Source organism: Bacillus sp. FJAT-25509, from assembly GCF_001420605.1.
In the GTDB taxonomy this organism is placed as follows: domain Bacteria; phylum Bacillota; class Bacilli; order Bacillales; family Bacillaceae_G; genus Gottfriedia.
Window position 1 is genome coordinate 344517 of record NZ_LJIZ01000003.1, and the last position, 17188, is coordinate 361704.

At 30.3% G+C, this 17188-nt stretch carries 21 protein-coding genes; 6 read left to right on the forward strand and 15 right to left on the reverse strand.

Translation table 11 applies throughout. The features are described 5' to 3' along the window. Positions 1-12 precede the first annotated feature (12 nt). Entirely contained in the window at positions 13-453 is a 441-nt protein-coding gene (locus AN960_RS02005; RefSeq protein WP_056466029.1) for a cupredoxin domain-containing protein, read from the forward strand. 126 nt (positions 454-579) lie between these two features. On the opposite strand, the gene AN960_RS02010 is transcribed toward AN960_RS02005, so the two are convergent. Then, positions 580-960, reverse strand: a complete 381-nt coding sequence (locus AN960_RS02010) for a FixH family protein (protein ID WP_056466034.1) — start codon at positions 958-960, stop codon at positions 580-582. Positions 961-1157: 197 nt separating this feature from the next. Here AN960_RS02010 and AN960_RS02015 point away from each other — a divergent pair, with 197 nt between their 5' ends. Beyond that, complete coding sequence (locus AN960_RS02015) at positions 1158-1622, forward strand: hypothetical protein (RefSeq protein ID WP_056466041.1); 465 nt, start codon at positions 1158-1160, stop codon at positions 1620-1622. A 58-nt stretch (positions 1623-1680) separates the two neighbouring features. Here the strand turns inward: AN960_RS02015 and AN960_RS02020 are convergent, their stop codons facing one another. The 4 genes from AN960_RS02020 to AN960_RS02030 form a co-directional block, all read right to left on the reverse strand. Next, the gene (locus AN960_RS02020; protein WP_056466046.1) at positions 1681-2304 is read right to left on the reverse strand and encodes a histidine phosphatase family protein; all 624 of its coding nucleotides are present in this window, start codon (positions 2302-2304) and stop codon (positions 1681-1683) included. A 24-nt stretch (positions 2305-2328) separates the two neighbouring features. Continuing rightward, a complete protein-coding gene (locus AN960_RS24290; protein WP_156339590.1) occupies positions 2329-2481 on the reverse strand; it encodes a hypothetical protein in 153 nt (50 codons plus the stop codon). Positions 2482-2551: 70 nt separating this feature from the next. Then, the gene (locus tag AN960_RS02025; protein ID WP_056466047.1) at positions 2552-3403 is read right to left on the reverse strand and encodes an alpha/beta fold hydrolase; all 852 of its coding nucleotides are present in this window, start codon (positions 3401-3403) and stop codon (positions 2552-2554) included. Between the two features lie 118 nt (positions 3404-3521). Beyond that, a complete protein-coding gene (locus AN960_RS02030; protein ID WP_056466048.1) occupies positions 3522-3986 on the reverse strand; it encodes a GNAT family N-acetyltransferase in 465 nt (154 codons plus the stop codon). Positions 3987-4203: 217 nt separating this feature from the next. Here AN960_RS02030 and AN960_RS02035 point away from each other — a divergent pair, with 217 nt between their 5' ends. Then, positions 4204-5031, forward strand: a complete 828-nt coding sequence (locus tag AN960_RS02035; protein WP_056466051.1) for a 5'-nucleotidase, lipoprotein e(P4) family — start codon at positions 4204-4206, stop codon at positions 5029-5031. 126 nt (positions 5032-5157) lie between these two features. Here AN960_RS02035 and AN960_RS02040 read toward each other — a convergent pair whose 3' ends face one another. Then, positions 5158-5646 carry a hypothetical protein gene (locus tag AN960_RS02040; protein ID WP_056466053.1) on the reverse strand — a complete coding sequence of 163 codons (489 nt, stop codon included), beginning with the start codon at positions 5644-5646 and terminating at the stop codon, positions 5158-5160. 104 nt (positions 5647-5750) lie between these two features. Continuing rightward, positions 5751-6368: a hypothetical protein gene (locus tag AN960_RS02045; protein ID WP_056466056.1), complete on the reverse strand. Its 618-nt coding sequence runs from the start codon at positions 6366-6368 to the stop codon at positions 5751-5753. A 361-nt stretch (positions 6369-6729) separates the two neighbouring features. On the opposite strand from AN960_RS02045, the gene AN960_RS02050 reads away from it, so the two are divergent. Beyond that, positions 6730-7437, forward strand: a complete 708-nt coding sequence (locus tag AN960_RS02050; RefSeq protein ID WP_390313147.1) for a 2OG-Fe(II) oxygenase — start codon at positions 6730-6732, stop codon at positions 7435-7437. A 773-nt stretch (positions 7438-8210) separates the two neighbouring features. Here AN960_RS02050 and AN960_RS02055 read toward each other — a convergent pair. Together AN960_RS02055 and AN960_RS02060 are read right to left on the reverse strand one after the other, a co-directional pair. Further along, positions 8211-9080 carry a proline iminopeptidase-family hydrolase gene (locus tag AN960_RS02055; protein ID WP_056466060.1) on the reverse strand — a complete coding sequence of 290 codons (870 nt, stop codon included), beginning with the start codon at positions 9078-9080 and terminating at the stop codon, positions 8211-8213. A 55-nt stretch (positions 9081-9135) separates the two neighbouring features. Next, positions 9136-9375, reverse strand: a complete 240-nt coding sequence (locus AN960_RS02060) for a hypothetical protein (protein ID WP_056466066.1) — start codon at positions 9373-9375, stop codon at positions 9136-9138. Between the two features lie 329 nt (positions 9376-9704). On the opposite strand from AN960_RS02060, the gene AN960_RS02065 reads away from it, so the two are divergent. Further along, on the forward strand, positions 9705-10565 hold the full coding sequence (locus tag AN960_RS02065; RefSeq protein WP_056466069.1) for an alpha/beta fold hydrolase: 861 nt from the start codon (positions 9705-9707) through the stop codon (positions 10563-10565). 106 nt (positions 10566-10671) lie between these two features. Here AN960_RS02065 and AN960_RS02070 read toward each other — a convergent pair whose 3' ends face one another. The 4 genes from AN960_RS02070 to AN960_RS02085 all read right to left on the reverse strand — a co-directional run bounded on the left by AN960_RS02070 (position 10672) and on the right by AN960_RS02085 (position 14321). Further along, the gene (locus AN960_RS02070; protein WP_056466079.1) at positions 10672-11271 is read right to left on the reverse strand and encodes a response regulator transcription factor; all 600 of its coding nucleotides are present in this window, start codon (positions 11269-11271) and stop codon (positions 10672-10674) included. After that, entirely contained in the window at positions 11268-12404 is a 1137-nt protein-coding gene (locus AN960_RS02075) for a sensor histidine kinase (protein ID WP_056466081.1), read from the reverse strand. The genes AN960_RS02070 and AN960_RS02075 overlap by 4 nt, the downstream gene beginning before the upstream one ends. Before the next feature lie 92 nt (positions 12405-12496). Then, positions 12497-13522 (reverse strand): Delta(5) desaturase DesA, encoded by a 1026-nt coding sequence (gene desA, locus AN960_RS02080; protein ID WP_056466082.1) that lies wholly within the window; start codon positions 13520-13522, stop codon positions 12497-12499. A gap of 271 nt (positions 13523-13793) precedes the next feature. After that, the gene (locus tag AN960_RS02085; protein WP_056466083.1) at positions 13794-14321 is read right to left on the reverse strand and encodes a hypothetical protein; all 528 of its coding nucleotides are present in this window, start codon (positions 14319-14321) and stop codon (positions 13794-13796) included. Positions 14322-14559: 238 nt separating this feature from the next. Between AN960_RS02085 and ybiA the strand changes: the two genes are divergently transcribed. Further along, positions 14560-15045 carry a riboflavin biosynthesis intermediates N-glycosidase gene (gene ybiA, locus AN960_RS02090; RefSeq protein ID WP_056466086.1) on the forward strand — a complete coding sequence of 162 codons (486 nt, stop codon included), beginning with the start codon at positions 14560-14562 and terminating at the stop codon, positions 15043-15045. Between the two features lie 168 nt (positions 15046-15213). On the opposite strand, the gene AN960_RS02095 is transcribed toward ybiA, so the two are convergent. Together AN960_RS02095 and AN960_RS02100 are read right to left on the reverse strand one after the other, a co-directional pair. After that, entirely contained in the window at positions 15214-15903 is a 690-nt protein-coding gene (locus tag AN960_RS02095) for a response regulator transcription factor (RefSeq protein ID WP_056466089.1), read from the reverse strand. After that, positions 15900-17006, reverse strand: a complete 1107-nt coding sequence (locus AN960_RS02100; RefSeq protein ID WP_056466091.1) for a sensor histidine kinase — start codon at positions 17004-17006, stop codon at positions 15900-15902. Before AN960_RS02100 ends, AN960_RS02095 begins: the two co-directional genes overlap by 4 nt. Positions 17007-17188 lie beyond the last annotated feature (182 nt).

Below are 17188 nucleotides of genomic sequence, written 5' to 3' on the forward strand. Positions count from 1 at the left end.
TGGAGGTGTCTTATGCACTTTATTTTTATTAAGAAAAAATGGTTATTAATTTGCTTTCTCCTTGTTGTTATTGGATTAAGTGGTTGGTATTACTTAACACCAAATTCAGTTCAAACTGCAGTAGAGCAGCAACACGTAAAAATAATAGACATCGATATGATTACAGCAGAATTTAGTACAAAGTTAGATGATGGAACGGAAATTGAAGCCTATAGATGGGATCCAGGTACGATCGTTATTGAAAAAAACCAAAAAGTAAATTTAAAAATTCATGGAATAAACGGGAAAGAACATAGTTTTCATATCGAAGGAACGAATATCTCGGGTGTAGTGACCAAAGGTAAAACTACTGAAGTACCTTTATTCTTTAAAAAAGAAGGTACATACCGATTAATTTGTGATACTCATTCACATGATGGAGCACCAATGATTGGTTATATTGTTGTAGATTAATTATTTAATAACTGCAGTAGATAAACAAAACTGACCTAGATGAAAAACCAATTAATTGTATGGCATGAAAAAGATAGTAAAAATAGTCTAGTTTACTAAATTTACTATCTTTTTTCTTATTCATCTTTATCTAATTGATACTTTACGTTCATTTTTACCCTTTTTTAAAGTAATTTGTTTACTCCAAGTACCTTCCATTGGGAGTTCTAAGCTCACTTCATATATACCTGTATTTATTTTCTTCATACTCGCTTCAACATGATGATTCATACTTTTCATTTCCATTTTAAAATTAACCGAATCCACATCGACTTCTTTTCCATCTGAATTTACTAAATTAACTTGATACACATGAGTCTGGTCTTTATTTGTTAATTTTTTTTCGTTAATTGATAATTGAATTTGATCTAAAAAAGGGCTCGATTTAAATTCAGCCTTCTTTCCACAGCCAGAACAAACTAGTAAAATACATAACATGGTTATGAATATGTATCGTAATTTCTTCAATAACATCACTCCTATTCAGATAAATCCTCACCCTAACTTTACTAAAAAAGGTTACATTAAATTTGTGATATAAATGATAAAACATAAATAAAAATAAATTTATTCTTATCTCATTCATACATGCTAGCTTATTAAACATATAATTGAACGTTATAACTCAACATCAATGGTTCCAACATAGGGAGGAGTTTAACTTAATGTTTTTAGAATGGGCTAGCATTGTATTAACTGTTCTACTTTCATCATATGTCATCCTAATCGCAAATAGAAAAAAAGAAAAACTTTCTTGTACAGTCGGAAAAATGATCAGTATGACAAATTCAATGATGACAAGTGTCACTGTGGGTACTATCTTTGGTATTTTATTTCGGAATACAGATTTAGCGATTCCTACAATTATTTCAATGACTGTAGGCATATTAATAGGATATTTAACAGGTAAACCTTTATCATTAATGGCTATATTAGAAGGAATAACTGCGGGAATTATGGGTGGAATGATGGGAGCAATGCTTGGCATTATGCTACAGGAAACTTATTTAAACATATTAATCTATTATATTGACCTTGTTTTTGTATTAGTTACAATCCTATTAATTAAGGTGATTGATCAAGAAGTTAACAAATTCAATAAAAATGAAAAATCTTTACAATCAATTTGATCAGTAAAATGGCCTACCTATTTTAAATTAGGTAGGCTATCATATTTTAGTAAAAACATTAAATACGATCTAAATGAGTTGTATCGCAAAGTACTTTGAATTCCAACTCTTTATCTTCTTCAAAATTAATAATTGTTAAACTTGTTCCATGGACATATGGTAAATCCCATAATTTTTCATTTGGAGATTGCTTTAAATGAGCTACAATTGTTGCCAATACAACTGCATGTGTAACAATTAATATATTTCCTTCTTCATTTGAATTTAAAATATTTTGGATTACATTACCTACTCTTTCTCTTAAGTCTAGTAAACTCTCACCTTGATGTGGACTATGATCGTATAAATGTGGTGTTTTCCAAAGCGATTCGAATTCATTTTCAAAGCCCTCATCAATTTCTTGTTTCGTTTTCCCTTCCCAATCACCAAAATTAATCTCTTTTAAATCATCTTCTTCAATAATTGGAATGGCGGGATTGTTTTTTAAAATATTTGCAGTTGTTACTGCACGTTTACTCGAACTAGTATATATTTTACTAAAACTCACTTTTGCTAATTTTTCACTTAATAATTTAGCATCGCTAATCCCACTAGCAGTAAGTTCGGAATCTTTTGAGCCTTGTAATCGATTTTCGATATTCCACACCGTTTCACCATGTCTTGTTAAATAAATTGTTAACAACTTTAGTCCTCCAGCTTTTGTAAATTATTCATTAACTTGTTTTTCTTCTCTTCGTTCATATAATATACCTGCGATTAAGGCTAATAAAACATTTGTTATTAACAATGGGCTAAACCCAGCACCACAGACAAATGATAGAAATAACGCAATAATAGCGAAAAGGATTGGTAAATTCATTTTGTATTCTCCTTAAATATGAAGTTAATGATTTTTAAATACAAATATTAATAATTTATATTAAAAATCATTAAACAAGGGTTTTATTAGTAAATTGTTTTACTTCCTTATAAAACAATTCCTTCTCTTCTAAAAATGGATAATGGTTACTTTCATTTAAAATGACTAATTTTGAATTTTCAATTCCTTCAGCCATTTCTTCTGAATATTCGATTGGGCATTGTACATCATGTTTGCCACAAATGATTAAAGTTGGACAGCTTATTAATGCTAACTTTTTTGTTACATCGTAAATTTGATATTCCCTATTAAAATAATTTAGTCGAATTGCTGACATTTTTTTAGAGATAGGTAAATTAAAATATTCATGATAACGTTCAGGCTTATGTAAAGATAACTTTGTCCGCTCAATTGATAGAGCTTCTCTTTCTTCATTAGACAATGCAGTACCTTTTAGTTTTTCAATTAATTCTTGCATGTTATTAAATTGTGGATGAGCTCTGTTATAAATACAGTCTTTTGAAAATGTTGAATAGTCTCTCGCTGCAGCCCCAACAATAATATTATGATTTAAAGAATTTGAAAAATAGATCCCATAAATAATTCCAAGCATTCCACCGGTAGAATGACCAGCAAAATTCCAGGATGAATAACCAAATGTTTTCCTAATTTCTTCTAAATCAAAAATTGTTTCTAACATACTCAATTCATATGGAAAATGTGCTTTTTCAGAATTACCCGTTTCTCTTAAGTTTATTAAATATACTTTAAATAATTTAGTAAATGAATTTGCAAAATAATCTCCATTATCATTAAACTCAGAGTAATTATGTGTGACACATAAAGGATCTCCTTCACCTTTACAAAATACTTCAAACGTACCTCGTTTTGTATTAATTAGTTTTCGTTCCCATTTCTCCATAGCGTTTAAACCCCTACTTTTTGACATACCCTACTATTTCTTGAATATAGGTACTAATTCCTACCATCTTAAAAATTGTTCACATATTATTCATACTTTAATAATACATAAAATTCAGTTATCTCTTAACGATATAATACCAAACTTCTTCTTCTCCAAAGTAGTTACCAGTCGGATTAAATTCGGATTGCTTGTATAAATTCATAGCTAATTTATTATCTTTATGAACTGTTAATCGAATCTTATTGCATTGCTGAAATTTATTTGTAATCCATTTTATCATTTCAGCAAATGCTAATTTACCATAACCTTGACCTTGAAACCGTTTATCAATTAAAAACCCATTGATCCAATAACTATTTGTCGTATGTTCTTCAAAAGCATGCATTATAAATCCGACCATTGTCTGATCATCATAAATTGCAAATGGGATATATTCCACATTTTCGCCATCTGGTTTTATATATACTTTTGCAATGGATACTGCAACAGAAGGAACAAAATGCAATTGTTCTTTATCTACTTCAAGTTTAATAGCTTCTTCCCAATTTTCTCTCGTAACGATTTTTAAATGAATAGTCATCGATAGCCTCCCTTTGCCCCTAAATTTTAATCTCTTATATCATATCACTTTCTTTACTAATTTCAGAAATTTCCGATATTTCGGTAAATGAAATTTTTAATCGAATGCGAATATTTTTTAGTCTTTAGGTAATAACAACCTTGAAAAGCAATTTTTCATATTTACTAACTAATTTTTATTTAGCTAGTACATTTAATAAATATGAAAGGAAAATATTATGAAAAAAATTGTTATTTTTCTCTCTATCTTATTTGCATTTGCTTTTGGTTCCTTAGCTGGCATTGGTTTTAGTAAAGCTGAATTTGCAAGAAGCACACAAGAACATAATGTTATGTCTACTAATTGGTTTCAATCCTCTGCGGAAAACAAGGCTTTGCAAATTCAAATTTATAATCAGGCAAAAGAAGAACTTGCCGAAACAATGGTAAAAAAGAAAGCAAGTGATAAATTAAATAATAAAGCAAAACCAGCCGCAGTTGTTTTAGACATTGATGAAACTATTCTAGATAATTCCCCAGATACAGCTTGGTCAATTAAAAATAATACTTCCTACCCACAAGGCTGGGATGAATGGATCCATATGGCAAAAGCTGATTTAATCCCTGGTGCAAAAGATTTCTTGTTAGCAGCGAAAAAAATGAATGTTGATGTTTTTTATCTTACAAATCGTCCCGAAAAAACACGAGATGATACAATTAAAAATTTGAATTTACATGGATTACCGAATGTTGACTCAAAACATTTATATTTAAAAACAGATACATCTCAAAAAGGACAAAGACAAGCAGAGATCGCAAAAACTCATGAAATTGTTATGTTAATAGGTGATAATTCAAACGATTTATCAGATATTTTTTATAAAGCTGATCTGAAAACTCGAAAAGATAATGTCGATAAAATTGCAAAAGATCTAGGTATAAAGTATATCCAATTACCTAATCCAATGTATGGAGATTGGGAAGATGCAATCTATCATTACAAAATGTCAAAAACTGCTGATGAAAAAGCAGTCGATCGATATAAGGCTTTACATCCAATGAAATAGATACTAAGGTTAGATGAGTTAATTTTGACTTATCTGACCTTTTTATTTTATAAGTTGATTTGAAAAAATTGGCCATCTAATTAGCATCCCTTGAACATATTCTATAAATTATTAGTAATATTTAAGTTAAATTTCTTCATTATAAAGGTTTAAATCCTTCCACCCTTCAAATGCATTTCTAAATATTCTCGAAATATTTTCATCTTTACTAATTAATAAATTATAGGATGAGTCCCAAAATACTATTTCAAATAAAGCCTTTGGATGTTGCGTTTTCGGATTTGGTACCCAAAAACTTGGGTTACCATCTGCAAATGGAATGATTTCTAAATTACTTAGTTCAATCTTTTCATTTTTAGGGAAAGCTGAAAATACACCCCAAGATAAACTAAAATATTTATGTTCAGTAATCTTTGAAATGTTTTTATGTGGTATCCAATATATTTCTAAAATGTCATTGTCACTATTTTTTATTCGATAGTTCTCAATAGTTTCACTAAATTCTTCAAAATAAAAATCTGTATCAGATATTAGCCAGTTATATTCATTGTGAAGTCCACTGAGTGCTTGAAAAACTTCGAATGGAGAATAAAACACTTCTGTTATTGTATTCATTTATTTCCCCCGTATAGTATGTTTAATTAGCTTTATCCTGTTAGTATTTATGCAAGTTTAAGTCATTAAAACTGAATATCCGATTTTAGTTAACTTTACTAAATCTACAACATTTGATTTGCGATATTAATGATATATTGTTTATTCTTTTCAGTGTTTTCAATAGTTGAAACATAATTAAGTTCATAATAAATACCTTTTTTATTGAAAACAAGCGTATTTTCTTCTGTATTAAAATCTTCTTTATTGTTATCAAGTTTATATGATACACCTACAGTAGAATTTCCTGTATAAGTTCCACGTACCCCACCCTTCAATTCAACTATTTCATTCGATTCATTTTCTTCTATTTCAAGTTCAGGTTTATAATTATGAACTGTAACAAGTACTATAAATAGGGTCGACTTATCAATATGAGAAAGACTATATTGTACATCTAATTTCTTTCCTTTATGATCGATATCATTTATAGATAATGTTTTAATAGGATCGACTTCAAATGGTAAATTATTAGGAATCTTCAATTTAAAAGGAAGTGCATCTAAACCTTCTTCGATCGAAGAGGATTCATAAGTAATTGGTAATATTTTTCTTTGTTCTTTTGTAAGTTCTGGTTGTTCAAACTTTTTTAATTTTGAAGTATCTAGCGATGGATTTTTTTCATTTTCACAACCAAATGGTATTAATAATGACGTTAGACCAATTAATAATATTTTTTTCATTTTCATGCTCCATTAGATAAGTTTAATAGGATAATATTTTCATATTATTAAATTATATCATTTCTAGTTTTATTTAACTTAAACATCTCCTCCTTATTATCCATCCGATGGGTTTTCAACACATGAAAATCGTCAAAACTCCCGAATTACCACTATTTAAATGCTCTAAAATTTATTTTCGAAATTTTCTTTAAACATTGGTCTGATAGGCATTGATTTATGCAGGAAAATGACTTCACAATGAGGAATTTATTCTAAAAACAAATTTTTTGTCTTCGGGTATTGTAGCCTTGACTTAAAAAATATAATTTTCAGGTGTTTCTTTTCTACAAAAATGATTTTACGAAATTTATTCAAATCAATGATCTCACCAATTTTTCCTAGGGTTTGTATTAATGAATATACAAGGAGATGTGACAAAATGTTAGAAGTAGGAAATTTAAAGGAAACTGAACAAACCATTTTTAATCACACTGGTCCGTTTATCCAAACTATTGATCGCGATATTGAGATTCTAACTCGACAAGAGGAACCATTAGTTGTCTTACTGGATAATGTTTTAAGTGATGATGAATGTGACGAGCTAATAACCCATGCGAAATTGCGCATGAAACGATCAAAAATTGGGTTATCTCGTGAAGAAAATGAGATGCGAACAAGTAGTGGTATGTTTTTTGAGGAAAGTGAAACGGAGCTTATCAAACGTATTGAAAAACGAATCGAAACGATCATGAATATTCCAATCGAACATGCAGAACCATTACAAGTTCTTCATTACGAGCCAGGACAGCAGTATAAACCGCATTTTGATTACTTTTCCAATCACCGGACAAATAATAATAGGATTAGTACACTCATTCTCTATTTAAATGATGTAGAAGAAGGCGGCGAAACGATTTTCCCTACACTTAATTACTCTTTTGCCGCCAAAAAAGGTACTGGTTTATACTTTGAATATTTTTATCAGGATGAAGCAATCAATGAATTAACGATTCATGCAGGTAGCCCTGTAATTAGCGGAGAAAAATGGGTTGCGACGCAGTGGATGAGACGACAACGTATTCGGTAGTATTCAACGAAATAAAAATATATTTAATATAATATTTTGCATAATTAGGACTAAATATTTCAGATAATTCCAATAATATTTGGTCCTTTTTTATTTAAGATGGTTTCATTATTGCTTTTTAAGTTACTCATGAACCCTTTATGTATGTCTAAATCTCTCTTTTTTCCTTTATTTCTTACTCATGAACCCTCTATGAGTTACCAAATCTCTATTTTTTCCTTTTTAACTTACTCATGAACACCATATGAGTTACTACAATTCTATTTTTTCCTTTTTAACTTACTCATGAACCCTCTATGAGTTACCAAATCTCTATTTTTTCCTTTTTAACTTACTCATGAACCCTCTATGAGTTACTACAAATCTATTTTTTCCTTTTTAACTTACTCATGAACCCTCTATGAGTTACCAAATCTCTCTTTTTTCTTTTTACCTTACTTATGAATCCTCTATGAGTTACTATAATCAATTTTTTTCCTTTATTACATACTCATGAACTCTCTATAAGTTACTAAATCTCTATTTTTCCCTTTATTCCTTACTCATGAACCCTCTATGAGTTACTACAATTCTATTTTTTTTCTTTATTCCTTACTAATGAACACCCCATGAGTTACTAAATCTCTATTTTTTTCTTTATTCCTTACTCATGAACACCCTATAAGTTACTAAAACTCATTCCCCCCCTAATTCCCTTCCTCATAAACCCTCAACGAAATCCATCATCAAAAAAAGACGCAAGGTAACAACCTTGCGCTTCACAATTTAATAGTTTATTCAACTTCCTTCAAAAAGCTTTCCACCACTCGTATATACTCTTCTGGCTCTTCTATGTACGGCATATGTGCGCTTTGCTCAAATACGTGGAATTTTCCATTAGGTGTTAGCTCGCTGAAATATTCTGTTGATTTAGGTGTTGCTTCATCATATCGACCGCAAGTATACATTGTAGGGACTTGGATGTCTTTTAATTTTGAAGTGCAGTCAAAATCCTTTAAGTTTCCTGTTACATGAAACTCGGAAGGTCCCCACATAATATTGTAAACTTCTGGATTTCTATAATGTTTTCCTTTTTTTAGGAATTCTGGATATGGGTCTAATCTGCAAACAAAATGGTTGTTAAATACAGCGTTTGCATTTTTGTATTCCTCTGAATCTGTTGTTCCATTTTCCTCGCATTTTATTAATGTTTCTTGGACATCAAGCGGGAGTAGTTTTCGATTTCGATCTTGATCCTCAGCCCATAATGGAGCGCTTAAACAAGGACTTGAAAAGATTATACTCTTCACTCCAACTGGTCTCGATAAATAATAAGCTGCAGCAAGTGTTGTTCCCCATGAGTGACCTAGTATGTGAAACTTATCAAGCGAAAGCGCCTCTCGGATTTGTGCTAATTCTTCAACAAATCGATCAATATTCCATAAAGTGGTATCTGTTGGACGGTCTGATTTTCCACAGCCTAACTGATCATAAAAAATAACTGGACGATCTTCTGCTAATACGCGAAGACCTTGCATGGAATAATGCGATGATCCAGGTCCTCCATGTAAAACAACAACAGGGATTTTAGATGAATTCTTATTATGAACTTGATACCACACCTTACCGCCTGTTACTTCAATAAATCCCTCAATCACATTCATTTATTTCTCTCCTTTTCATTCAAAAACACTATATTTTCAAGAAAATTACCAACAATCATACATTGGTTTTTTTGATGAAATACGCTAGTACAAAAGGAATAATTGGTAGAAAAACAACCAATTTAATCCAGCTCTCTGCACCACCAAAATATAGTGTTGGTATTATTAATGCAACTCCGCTCACTATTAATGTTTTCCATGATTTTTTCCATAGACCCCAAACTAATAGAATGAATCCAGAACAAATTAACAACCAAAAAATTAACCCTACCCAATAGAATCCAGCATCTTCCATTAATTCACACCTTAGTCAGAATTATGTATTACAGTAAATCTCTTCAGTTAACAATCCTTCAATAAACGATAGGTCTTCTTTATTTCTTTTGTATGCTTGGATAATTTCTATATTTATCTGAATTTTACCACATTTTTATTTTAAATAGAAAAACATTATGAATTTACAAGATAATCCTCACCTCTACAGTTTCATTCTATGATTGTAAGTTAAGTCAGGTATTTTTCTTAAACAGCTTTATTCAAAGAAGTTGTGAATAGTCATGAATTATTATGAGATGAAATATTATAGGAAAGAAAGACATTTAAAAGCCAATGGGGGCGATTAAATTGGCATATGTAGAACTTGATTCTCATACAAAGCTCTATTATGAAGATCACGGAGAAGGTCAAACAGTTATTTTTGTTCATGGAGTTATGATGAGTAGTAGGTTTTTTCATAAACAAGTTCCGTATTTTAGTAAAAATTATCGTGTTATTACTTTAGACTTACGAGCACATGGGAAGTCCTCAAAAGTTCAATCTGGGCATACTGTAGCACAGTACGCTCGTGATTTAAAATGCTTTATAGAAAAATTAGATTTAAAGGATGTAATTTTACTAGGCTGGTCAATGGGAGCTTTTGTATTGTGGGATTATGTAAATCAATTTGGCAGTAAAAATATTAAGGCGCTAACAGTTGTTGATCAATCTGCATCCGATTATATATGGCCAGATTGGGAGTTTGGAGCATTTGATTTTACGATTTTAAAAAATGTAATGCAGTCTATCCAAGAAGATCAAAACAAATTTAATAGCGATTTTATATATGGTATGTATATGGATCAACCAGATCCAAAAGAACATAAATGGATTTTAAAAGAAATGAATAAGTTACCTGCAGCGATTGCAAGTACAATAGTATTTAATCAAACTGCTGTAGATTATCGGGATACTCTTTGTAATGTCGATATTCCAACATTAATTTGTTTTGGTAGCCATGGATTTTTTCCATTAGCTGCTGGTGAGTTTATTCAAAAAAATATAAAAGGTTCAAAATTTGTTCCATTTTATAATAGTAGTCATCTTTTGTTTTTGGAAGAAACAGATAAGTTCAATCAGGAGTTAGACGAATTTTTTAAAGAAGTACAAAAATCCGGAAAAGGAAAAACAAAATCTAGAAAAAAAGAAAAAAGAAAAGCGGAAAACTAAATGGTGAACAAGGATTGCAGGATTTAGGTGTTAAAGGATTGAAAAACTTTGTTTTCAACTCTTGCACTACCTGCTTTTCTTGTTTTCATGCTTCCTGCCATTAACCTCACTTAAACCAACCTTTTTCTTTTGATTGTTTTATAGCTTCGATTCTATTTTTAACTTCTAATTTGTCCAAAATCATAGATATATAATTTCTCACTGTTCCTGTTTTTAGACTCAATTCATCCGCAATTTCTTGTGTGTTCTTACCATCGGCTACTAGCTCTAAAACTTCTTTTTCTCGGTCAGTTAATGGATTTTCCTCGGCGTATACATCATCCATTAGTTCCGGAGCATAGATTCTCTTCCCGGCAATAATACTTCTTATTGAGCTTGCTAACTCATCACTTGGGCTATCCTTTAATAAATATCCTTTTACACCTGCTTTTAATGCTCTTTGAAAATATCCAGATCTAGCGAAAGTTGTTAAAATAATCACTTTACAATCGAAAGCCTTTAGTTCTTCTGCAGCCTCAAGTCCAGTTTTACCAGGCATTTCAATATCCATTATACAAATGTCAGGTTGTAATTGCTTGACTAGTTTAACTGCTTCTTCTCCGTTTGATGCTTGACCAACAACTTCCATATCATCTTCTAGATTAAGCAAAGAACCAAGCGCACCTAATAGCATTCGTTGGTCTTCAGCAATTACGATCCTAATCATACTAGTTCCTCCACTTCAATTTGTTTTACATCGATTGGAACTTTCATAATTAAAGTCATTCCATGTTCACAGTTTACCTCTAACGTTCCATTCACAAATTCGAGTCGTTCCTTCATGCCAATTAACCCATAACCGGTTGTGAATTTTTCCAAATTACAACCAACTCCATTATCGATAACCGAAAAAATTATTTCATTTTTCATTTGTTTAATTGATATTCTACATAAAGTGGCATTACTATGTTTTACAACATTTGTTACGGCTTCCTTTAAACACATACTCACAATATTTTCTGTCAGTAAGGATACATTTGTAAGTTGAAAGTTATCGTTACAATCGACTGTAATTTCAGCCGCATGCAAAATTTGCTTGATTCTTATTAGTTCATCTTTAATTCGAATCCCTCTCATTTGAGAAACTATTTTTCGAACCTCATTTAAAGCTGTTCTGGCCGTTTGTTGTACATCTTTTAATTCATTTTGAGCAAGATCTGGATCCTTTGTGATTAACTTTCTAGCTAAATCACTTTTTAAGCCAATCAGTGAAAGTTTTTGACCGAGCGTATCATGTAAATCACGAGCAATTCGTTGACGCTCTTCTAGTTTTACAAGATCCGAAATACGTTTATTAGCATCTACTAGCTTTTCTTCTAATTGCCCTCTTTCATTTCGACTGTAAAGACTAAATGGTAACAAAATAACGCTAATCCAAGTAATGATAATAAATGGAAGCTGCCTAATGATTAATTCTTCTTGAAGGATAATCGTGATGTTGATTGAAATTGTAGTAATAACTAAATGAAGGATATATAAAGTTAAAAATGTAACTCGATTTTTTCTCTTTCCAATCATATAGGCTATAAAAAAAGCAAAATATACATAACTAAAAAGTATATTCATTGAAGTAGAAATGATGATTAATATGGATGACCATAGAAAAATTGACCATCCTTTTGATATGTACGCCAATCGATAGATTATAAAAAATGATATTGTTAGTAAAATTCCTATTATGATTCTTAAAGTGGAGTGTGCAGAAAGAAAAATAAAATAAAATGGCGAAATTCCTAAAACTGTCCAAATATATGGAGAGATTCCTGTACTTTTTAGGAAACCTAAATATCTTTTAAACATAAATTTACCTCATTATTCAAACATTTTGTGACCTTCTTTAACAATCTTATCATATTTTAGCAAAGTTATTCTTTATAAAATACATCGAAAGTTCAGACAGTGTCTGAACTTTCGCGATTTACTTTATAGATTGATTTTATATCTTTAAATCCTACAAATTGCTTTGTTTCTTCATCCCATAATTTGAATTTTAAAGATGTTAAACTTGTTTTTAGTGTAATCGTTGGTACATTTTGTAATGGAAGCGTATTATTATGAACAGACTCTAAATTATAATTCGGTACCCTTGGACTTAAATGATGAACATGGTGGTATCCAATATTACCTGTTATCCATTGCAATAATTTTGGAAGTTTATAAAAAGAGCTTCCTTCAACCGCTGCTTTTACATATTCCCAATTCGTATCTTCTTCAAAATAAGTGTCTTCAAATTGATGCTGTACATAGAACAGCCAAATTCCTAATACTGCCGAAATGAAAAAGATCGGACCTTCTACTAATAAATATTTTTCCCAACCTATTGTGTAGCAAAATAAAGCTGAAACCCCAACAATTAAAAGATTAGTTAAATAAGTGTTTAATCTTTCTTTTAATTTTGCATTTTTCGTATTGAATCGATTTGAAATTAACACGATATAAATTGGTCCTAAACCAAACATGATTAATGGATTACGGTATAGACGATATTGTACTTTTGTCCAGAACGGTGCTGCAACGTACTCTTCAACAGTTAAAACCCACATATCTCCAATTCCGCGCTTATCTAAGTTACCACTTGTCGCATGGTGGATTGAATGACTGTGCTTCCACTGGCTGAATGGGAATAAAGTAACAACGCCTGTAATTGTCCCAAGAACTTTATTTGCTGTTTTATTCTTAAAAAATGATTGATGACAACAATCATGGAAGATGATAAATATCCTTATTAAGAATAGTGCTGCAACAATATCAATAAAGATCGTTAATACTACTGAAATAGAACTACTTTTATAGGCTAAATACCACAAAAAGATAAATGGGATAAACGTATTGATCATTTGCCAAATACTAGCTTTTAAATTTGATTTTTCATAAGGAATAATTTGCTTTCGTAAACTCTTTTGATTTTCTTTTGACATTTAGAAGTTCCTTCCTAATGTTGTAACATTTCATTGTTATATTATCCTAATTATATAAGTTAATTTTCACTGTGGTAGTAGCAAGCGTCATATGAAAAAGATGACAAATGTCATATTAAATAAAACGTTTACTTTAATCATTGAATCTATAAAAACACATTTATTAGAATGTTTAATTTTTTGGTAAATATGATAGTTTTTTCATAAAAAAAAAGTAATACTCAAATAGTATTACTTCTTATCAGTTAGAACTCCATAATTTTAATGATTTTTATCGTGTTGCTACCTTTTTATTCTTTTTTATTTTACCAAAAGGTTTAAAATACGTAATGAATGTCATGAATGCTAAGCAACTTAAGTTAAATATTCCAGTTATAATAATTGAAAGCCAAGTTGATTCAAATTTATTTTCATTAAGTGCACTTACCCCTAATCCTTCAGCGGTTTTTACTAAATACGCGAACCAATCATTAATCAAAATGATTCCAATCAAAATAATTAAAACTGTTAGTACGAGTTTAATAACAACCCAATAATACTTTACTAATCCCCACTGAGTCCAAATTGAAAGTAAAATTCCTGTAATTAAAGTTGCAAGTGCGGGATATTTTAGTAAATTTTCATCAATGATATGCATACTCGATAATGTATAAATAAGCTGCTCTGAGTTTTGCGCATTTTTCAAATATAATCCTAATATTATTAAACTTAATGTACCTCCGAACCAAGCACATACTGCTAAAACATGTACACTAACTAATATATTTTTTTTCGTTAAATTTATTTTCTTTTTAGCCACAATTCTATTCCCTCCGTTTTTATGAATTTCATACTTTTCATCATAGTGGCTAGATATAAATCTACTATTATCAATTTCTTAAATAATTCTTAAATTATCTCTGCGATTAATTGCTTGTTGATTTACGACCAGGTTCTTTTCTTTACTTCTTTGTTCAATCAAACTTACCTGTTCCTTATAAAGATGATACAATTTATACATTAATTAACAGAAACAACAAGATAAGGAAAGGATTTGTATGAATATGAGGATAACTGACAAATTTCTTTTTTTTTGGGGTAACGATGATATTTACTCAAACTTTTATTACTTCCCTTTCAAACATCAAGGAATAGAATTCAAATGGTCAGAACAAGCAATTATGTATCGAAAAGCAAATTTATTTGGTGCTAATAATATAGCTGATCGAATACTAAAAGCCCAGACACCTAAGCAATGTAAAGATTTAGGGAGAAGCAACGAAATACCGTTCGATGAAAAAGTTTGGATAGCAAATCGTGAAATAATTTATGGGGACGTTTTATTTGATAAATTTTCTAACACCTTACTAAAATCTGAATTACTAGCGACGAGTGATAAAATTTTAGTTGAAGCTAGTCCTTTTGATAAGATTTGGGGTATTGGTATAGGCGAAAATGATAAACGTGCAGAAAATCCTAAACAGTGGAAAGGGCTAAATCTACTTGGGAAAGTTTTAATGGAAGTACAAAGCAAATTAAAATAATGTAACAAAATTCAATTATAAACCGTGATAAACCATCTAATTTGATGGTTTATTATTTTTTGTCTAATGGCTTTAAAATGCAATAACTCAATTAAATAAAAAAGAGCCATCCATTAAGTCAGCACAACTAACTTACTAGATCACCCTTAAATTAATTAATGATTGAGTTTAATCTTTAAACCGATATCCCACTCCCCATATTGTCTCAATATAATTTGGGTTGGATGGGTCAACTTCTATTTTTTCACGGATTTTACGGATATGAACTGTTACAGTAGAAATATCTCCGACAGTTTCAAATCCCCAAATACGATCAAATAATAATTCTTTACTAAATACTTTATTTGGATTTGAAGCAAGAAAGGAAAGTAAGTTAAACTCCTTCGCTGTGAATAATTTTTCTTCACCATTAACAAGTACTTTTCTAGAGTCCTTTTGAATCGTAAGTCCCCTTACTTGAAGTTCTTCTTCATTTATTTGATTTTTACTTGCTAAACGTTGATACCTTGAAAGATGAGCTTTGACTCTAGCGATTAATTCACTTGGGCTAAATGGTTTCATGATAAAATCATCTGCCCCTAGACCAAATCCTCTAATTTTATCAATATCTTCTGTTTTAGCTGAAACAATTAAGATTGGAATGTCTTTACTCTCTCGAATTTTTTTACATATTTCAAAACCATTTAATTCTGGCAACATTAAGTCGAGCATGATTAAGTCATATTCCTTTGATAAAGCTTTTTGAAGTCCGCTTTTTCCATTAGATTCTATTTCAACTTCAAAATCATTTATTTCTAAATAATCTCTTTGTAATAATGCGATACTTTGATCATCTTCAATAATTAAAACCTTTTTCATTTCGTCACCTTTGTTATAGATATCTTATTTAATGAAAGAAAAATGTTTGTATATTCACCAATTTGACTTTCTGCCCACACTTCTCCATCGTGCTCTTCTATGATTCTTTTTGCAATTGCCAGTCCTAAACCTGACCCACCTGTTGATACATTTCTTGATGGATCAGCCCGGTAAAAACGATCAAAAATAAACGGAAGCGCCTCTTTGGAAATTCCCTTACCGTTATCATGAAATTTTATCGTTATGTTTTCTTTGTCATCTATTAATTTTATGCTAATTCGTTTTTCAGCTTTATCCATGTATTTCAAACTATTTTGGATGATATTTGTCATTACACGTTTGAATTGTTCCCGGTCTAACAGAACAATACTATTTTCGCGATTCACATTCTCACTATAAGTAATACTTACATTTATCGGTTCTAAATCAAATTTTAACTCCTCGATACGATCGACTAAATAATCATGAATATTTACTTCTTCAAAATGAAAAGGTACACGTTTTAAATCTAACTTCGAATAAAGGAATAGTTCATTAATCAATTGATCCATATCCAAGGTTTTCAGATAAATTGTTTCAATATACCGATCCATTTTTTCAGGTGTATTCGCTACGCCATCTTTAATTCCTTCAATATAGCCCTTTATTGATGTAATTGGTGTCTTCAAATCATGTGAAATATTCGCAATTAATTCCTTACGATTTTCTTCGTATTTTTTCTGTATTTCAGCTGACTCTTTTAAATTTCTCCTCATTAATTCAAAGCTAATCGCTAATTGACCAAGTTCATCTTTGTTTATTGGTTTAACTTCAAAATGTAAATTTCCTTCACTGATATGTTTAGCAGCATTTGATAGATTTTTTACCGGTCTTAGTATGCTTCTTGAAACAAAATATGATAGCACCCCATTTGTAATTGCAAAAATAGGTACAATGATTCCGAAACGGAAAAAATAAAATGAATGTGGTGGATGACCATTAAATTTAGGTTCAAAAACTTTATAGTAAAACACACCGAGCATAATCTCAATGAGGATAAAAGAAATGATTGGAATAACAATCATAGCAATATTAGATAAGATTAATCGTTTTCGAATCGACAAAATATATTCCAACTTTCAGGCGAATGATGAACAATTACTTTATTACATTTTAGTTATTTGTTTGTGGGAAAGTATAATTCAGAAATATTAATTACCTATTATTAAATTCTTAAATAATCCTTAAATTTTATACTAACATCTTCGAAGAAAACAATATTTAAGTAAAATATAAAAAAAGTGTG

Bases quoted from the DNA above. Each gene is read 5' to 3' on its own strand.
- AN960_RS02005 (WP_056466029.1), top strand. From the start codon at position 13: ATGCACTTTATTTTTATTAAGAAAAAATGGTTATTAATTTGCTTTCTC.
- AN960_RS02015 (WP_056466041.1), top strand. From the start codon at position 1,158: ATGTTTTTAGAATGGGCTAGCATTGTATTAACTGTTCTACTTTCATCA.
- AN960_RS24290 (WP_156339590.1), bottom strand. From the start codon at position 2,481: ATGAATTTACCAATCCTTTTCGCTATTATTGCGTTATTTCTATCATTT.
- AN960_RS02025 (WP_056466047.1), bottom strand. From the start codon at position 3,403: ATGGAGAAATGGGAACGAAAACTAATTAATACAAAACGAGGTACGTTT.
- AN960_RS02030 (WP_056466048.1), bottom strand. From the start codon at position 3,986: ATGACTATTCATTTAAAAATCGTTACGAGAGAAAATTGGGAAGAAGCT.
- AN960_RS02035 (WP_056466051.1), top strand. From the start codon at position 4,204: ATGAAAAAAATTGTTATTTTTCTCTCTATCTTATTTGCATTTGCTTTT.
- AN960_RS02040 (WP_056466053.1), bottom strand. From the start codon at position 5,646: ATGAATACAATAACAGAAGTGTTTTATTCTCCATTCGAAGTTTTTCAA.
- AN960_RS02045 (WP_056466056.1), bottom strand. From the start codon at position 6,368: ATGAAAAAAATATTATTAATTGGTCTAACGTCATTATTAATACCATTT.
- AN960_RS02050 (WP_390313147.1), top strand. From the start codon at position 6,730: ATGATCTCACCAATTTTTCCTAGGGTTTGTATTAATGAATATACAAGG.
- AN960_RS02055 (WP_056466060.1), bottom strand. From the start codon at position 9,080: ATGAATGTGATTGAGGGATTTATTGAAGTAACAGGCGGTAAGGTGTGG.
- AN960_RS02060 (WP_056466066.1), bottom strand. From the start codon at position 9,375: ATGGAAGATGCTGGATTCTATTGGGTAGGGTTAATTTTTTGGTTGTTA.
- AN960_RS02070 (WP_056466079.1), bottom strand. From the start codon at position 11,271: ATGATTAGGATCGTAATTGCTGAAGACCAACGAATGCTATTAGGTGCG.
- AN960_RS02075 (WP_056466081.1), bottom strand. From the start codon at position 12,404: ATGTTTAAAAGATATTTAGGTTTCCTAAAAAGTACAGGAATCTCTCCA.
- desA (WP_056466082.1), bottom strand. From the start codon at position 13,522: ATGTCAAAAGAAAATCAAAAGAGTTTACGAAAGCAAATTATTCCTTAT.
- ybiA (WP_056466086.1), top strand. From the start codon at position 14,560: ATGAATATGAGGATAACTGACAAATTTCTTTTTTTTTGGGGTAACGAT.
- AN960_RS02095 (WP_056466089.1), bottom strand. From the start codon at position 15,903: ATGAAAAAGGTTTTAATTATTGAAGATGATCAAAGTATCGCATTATTA.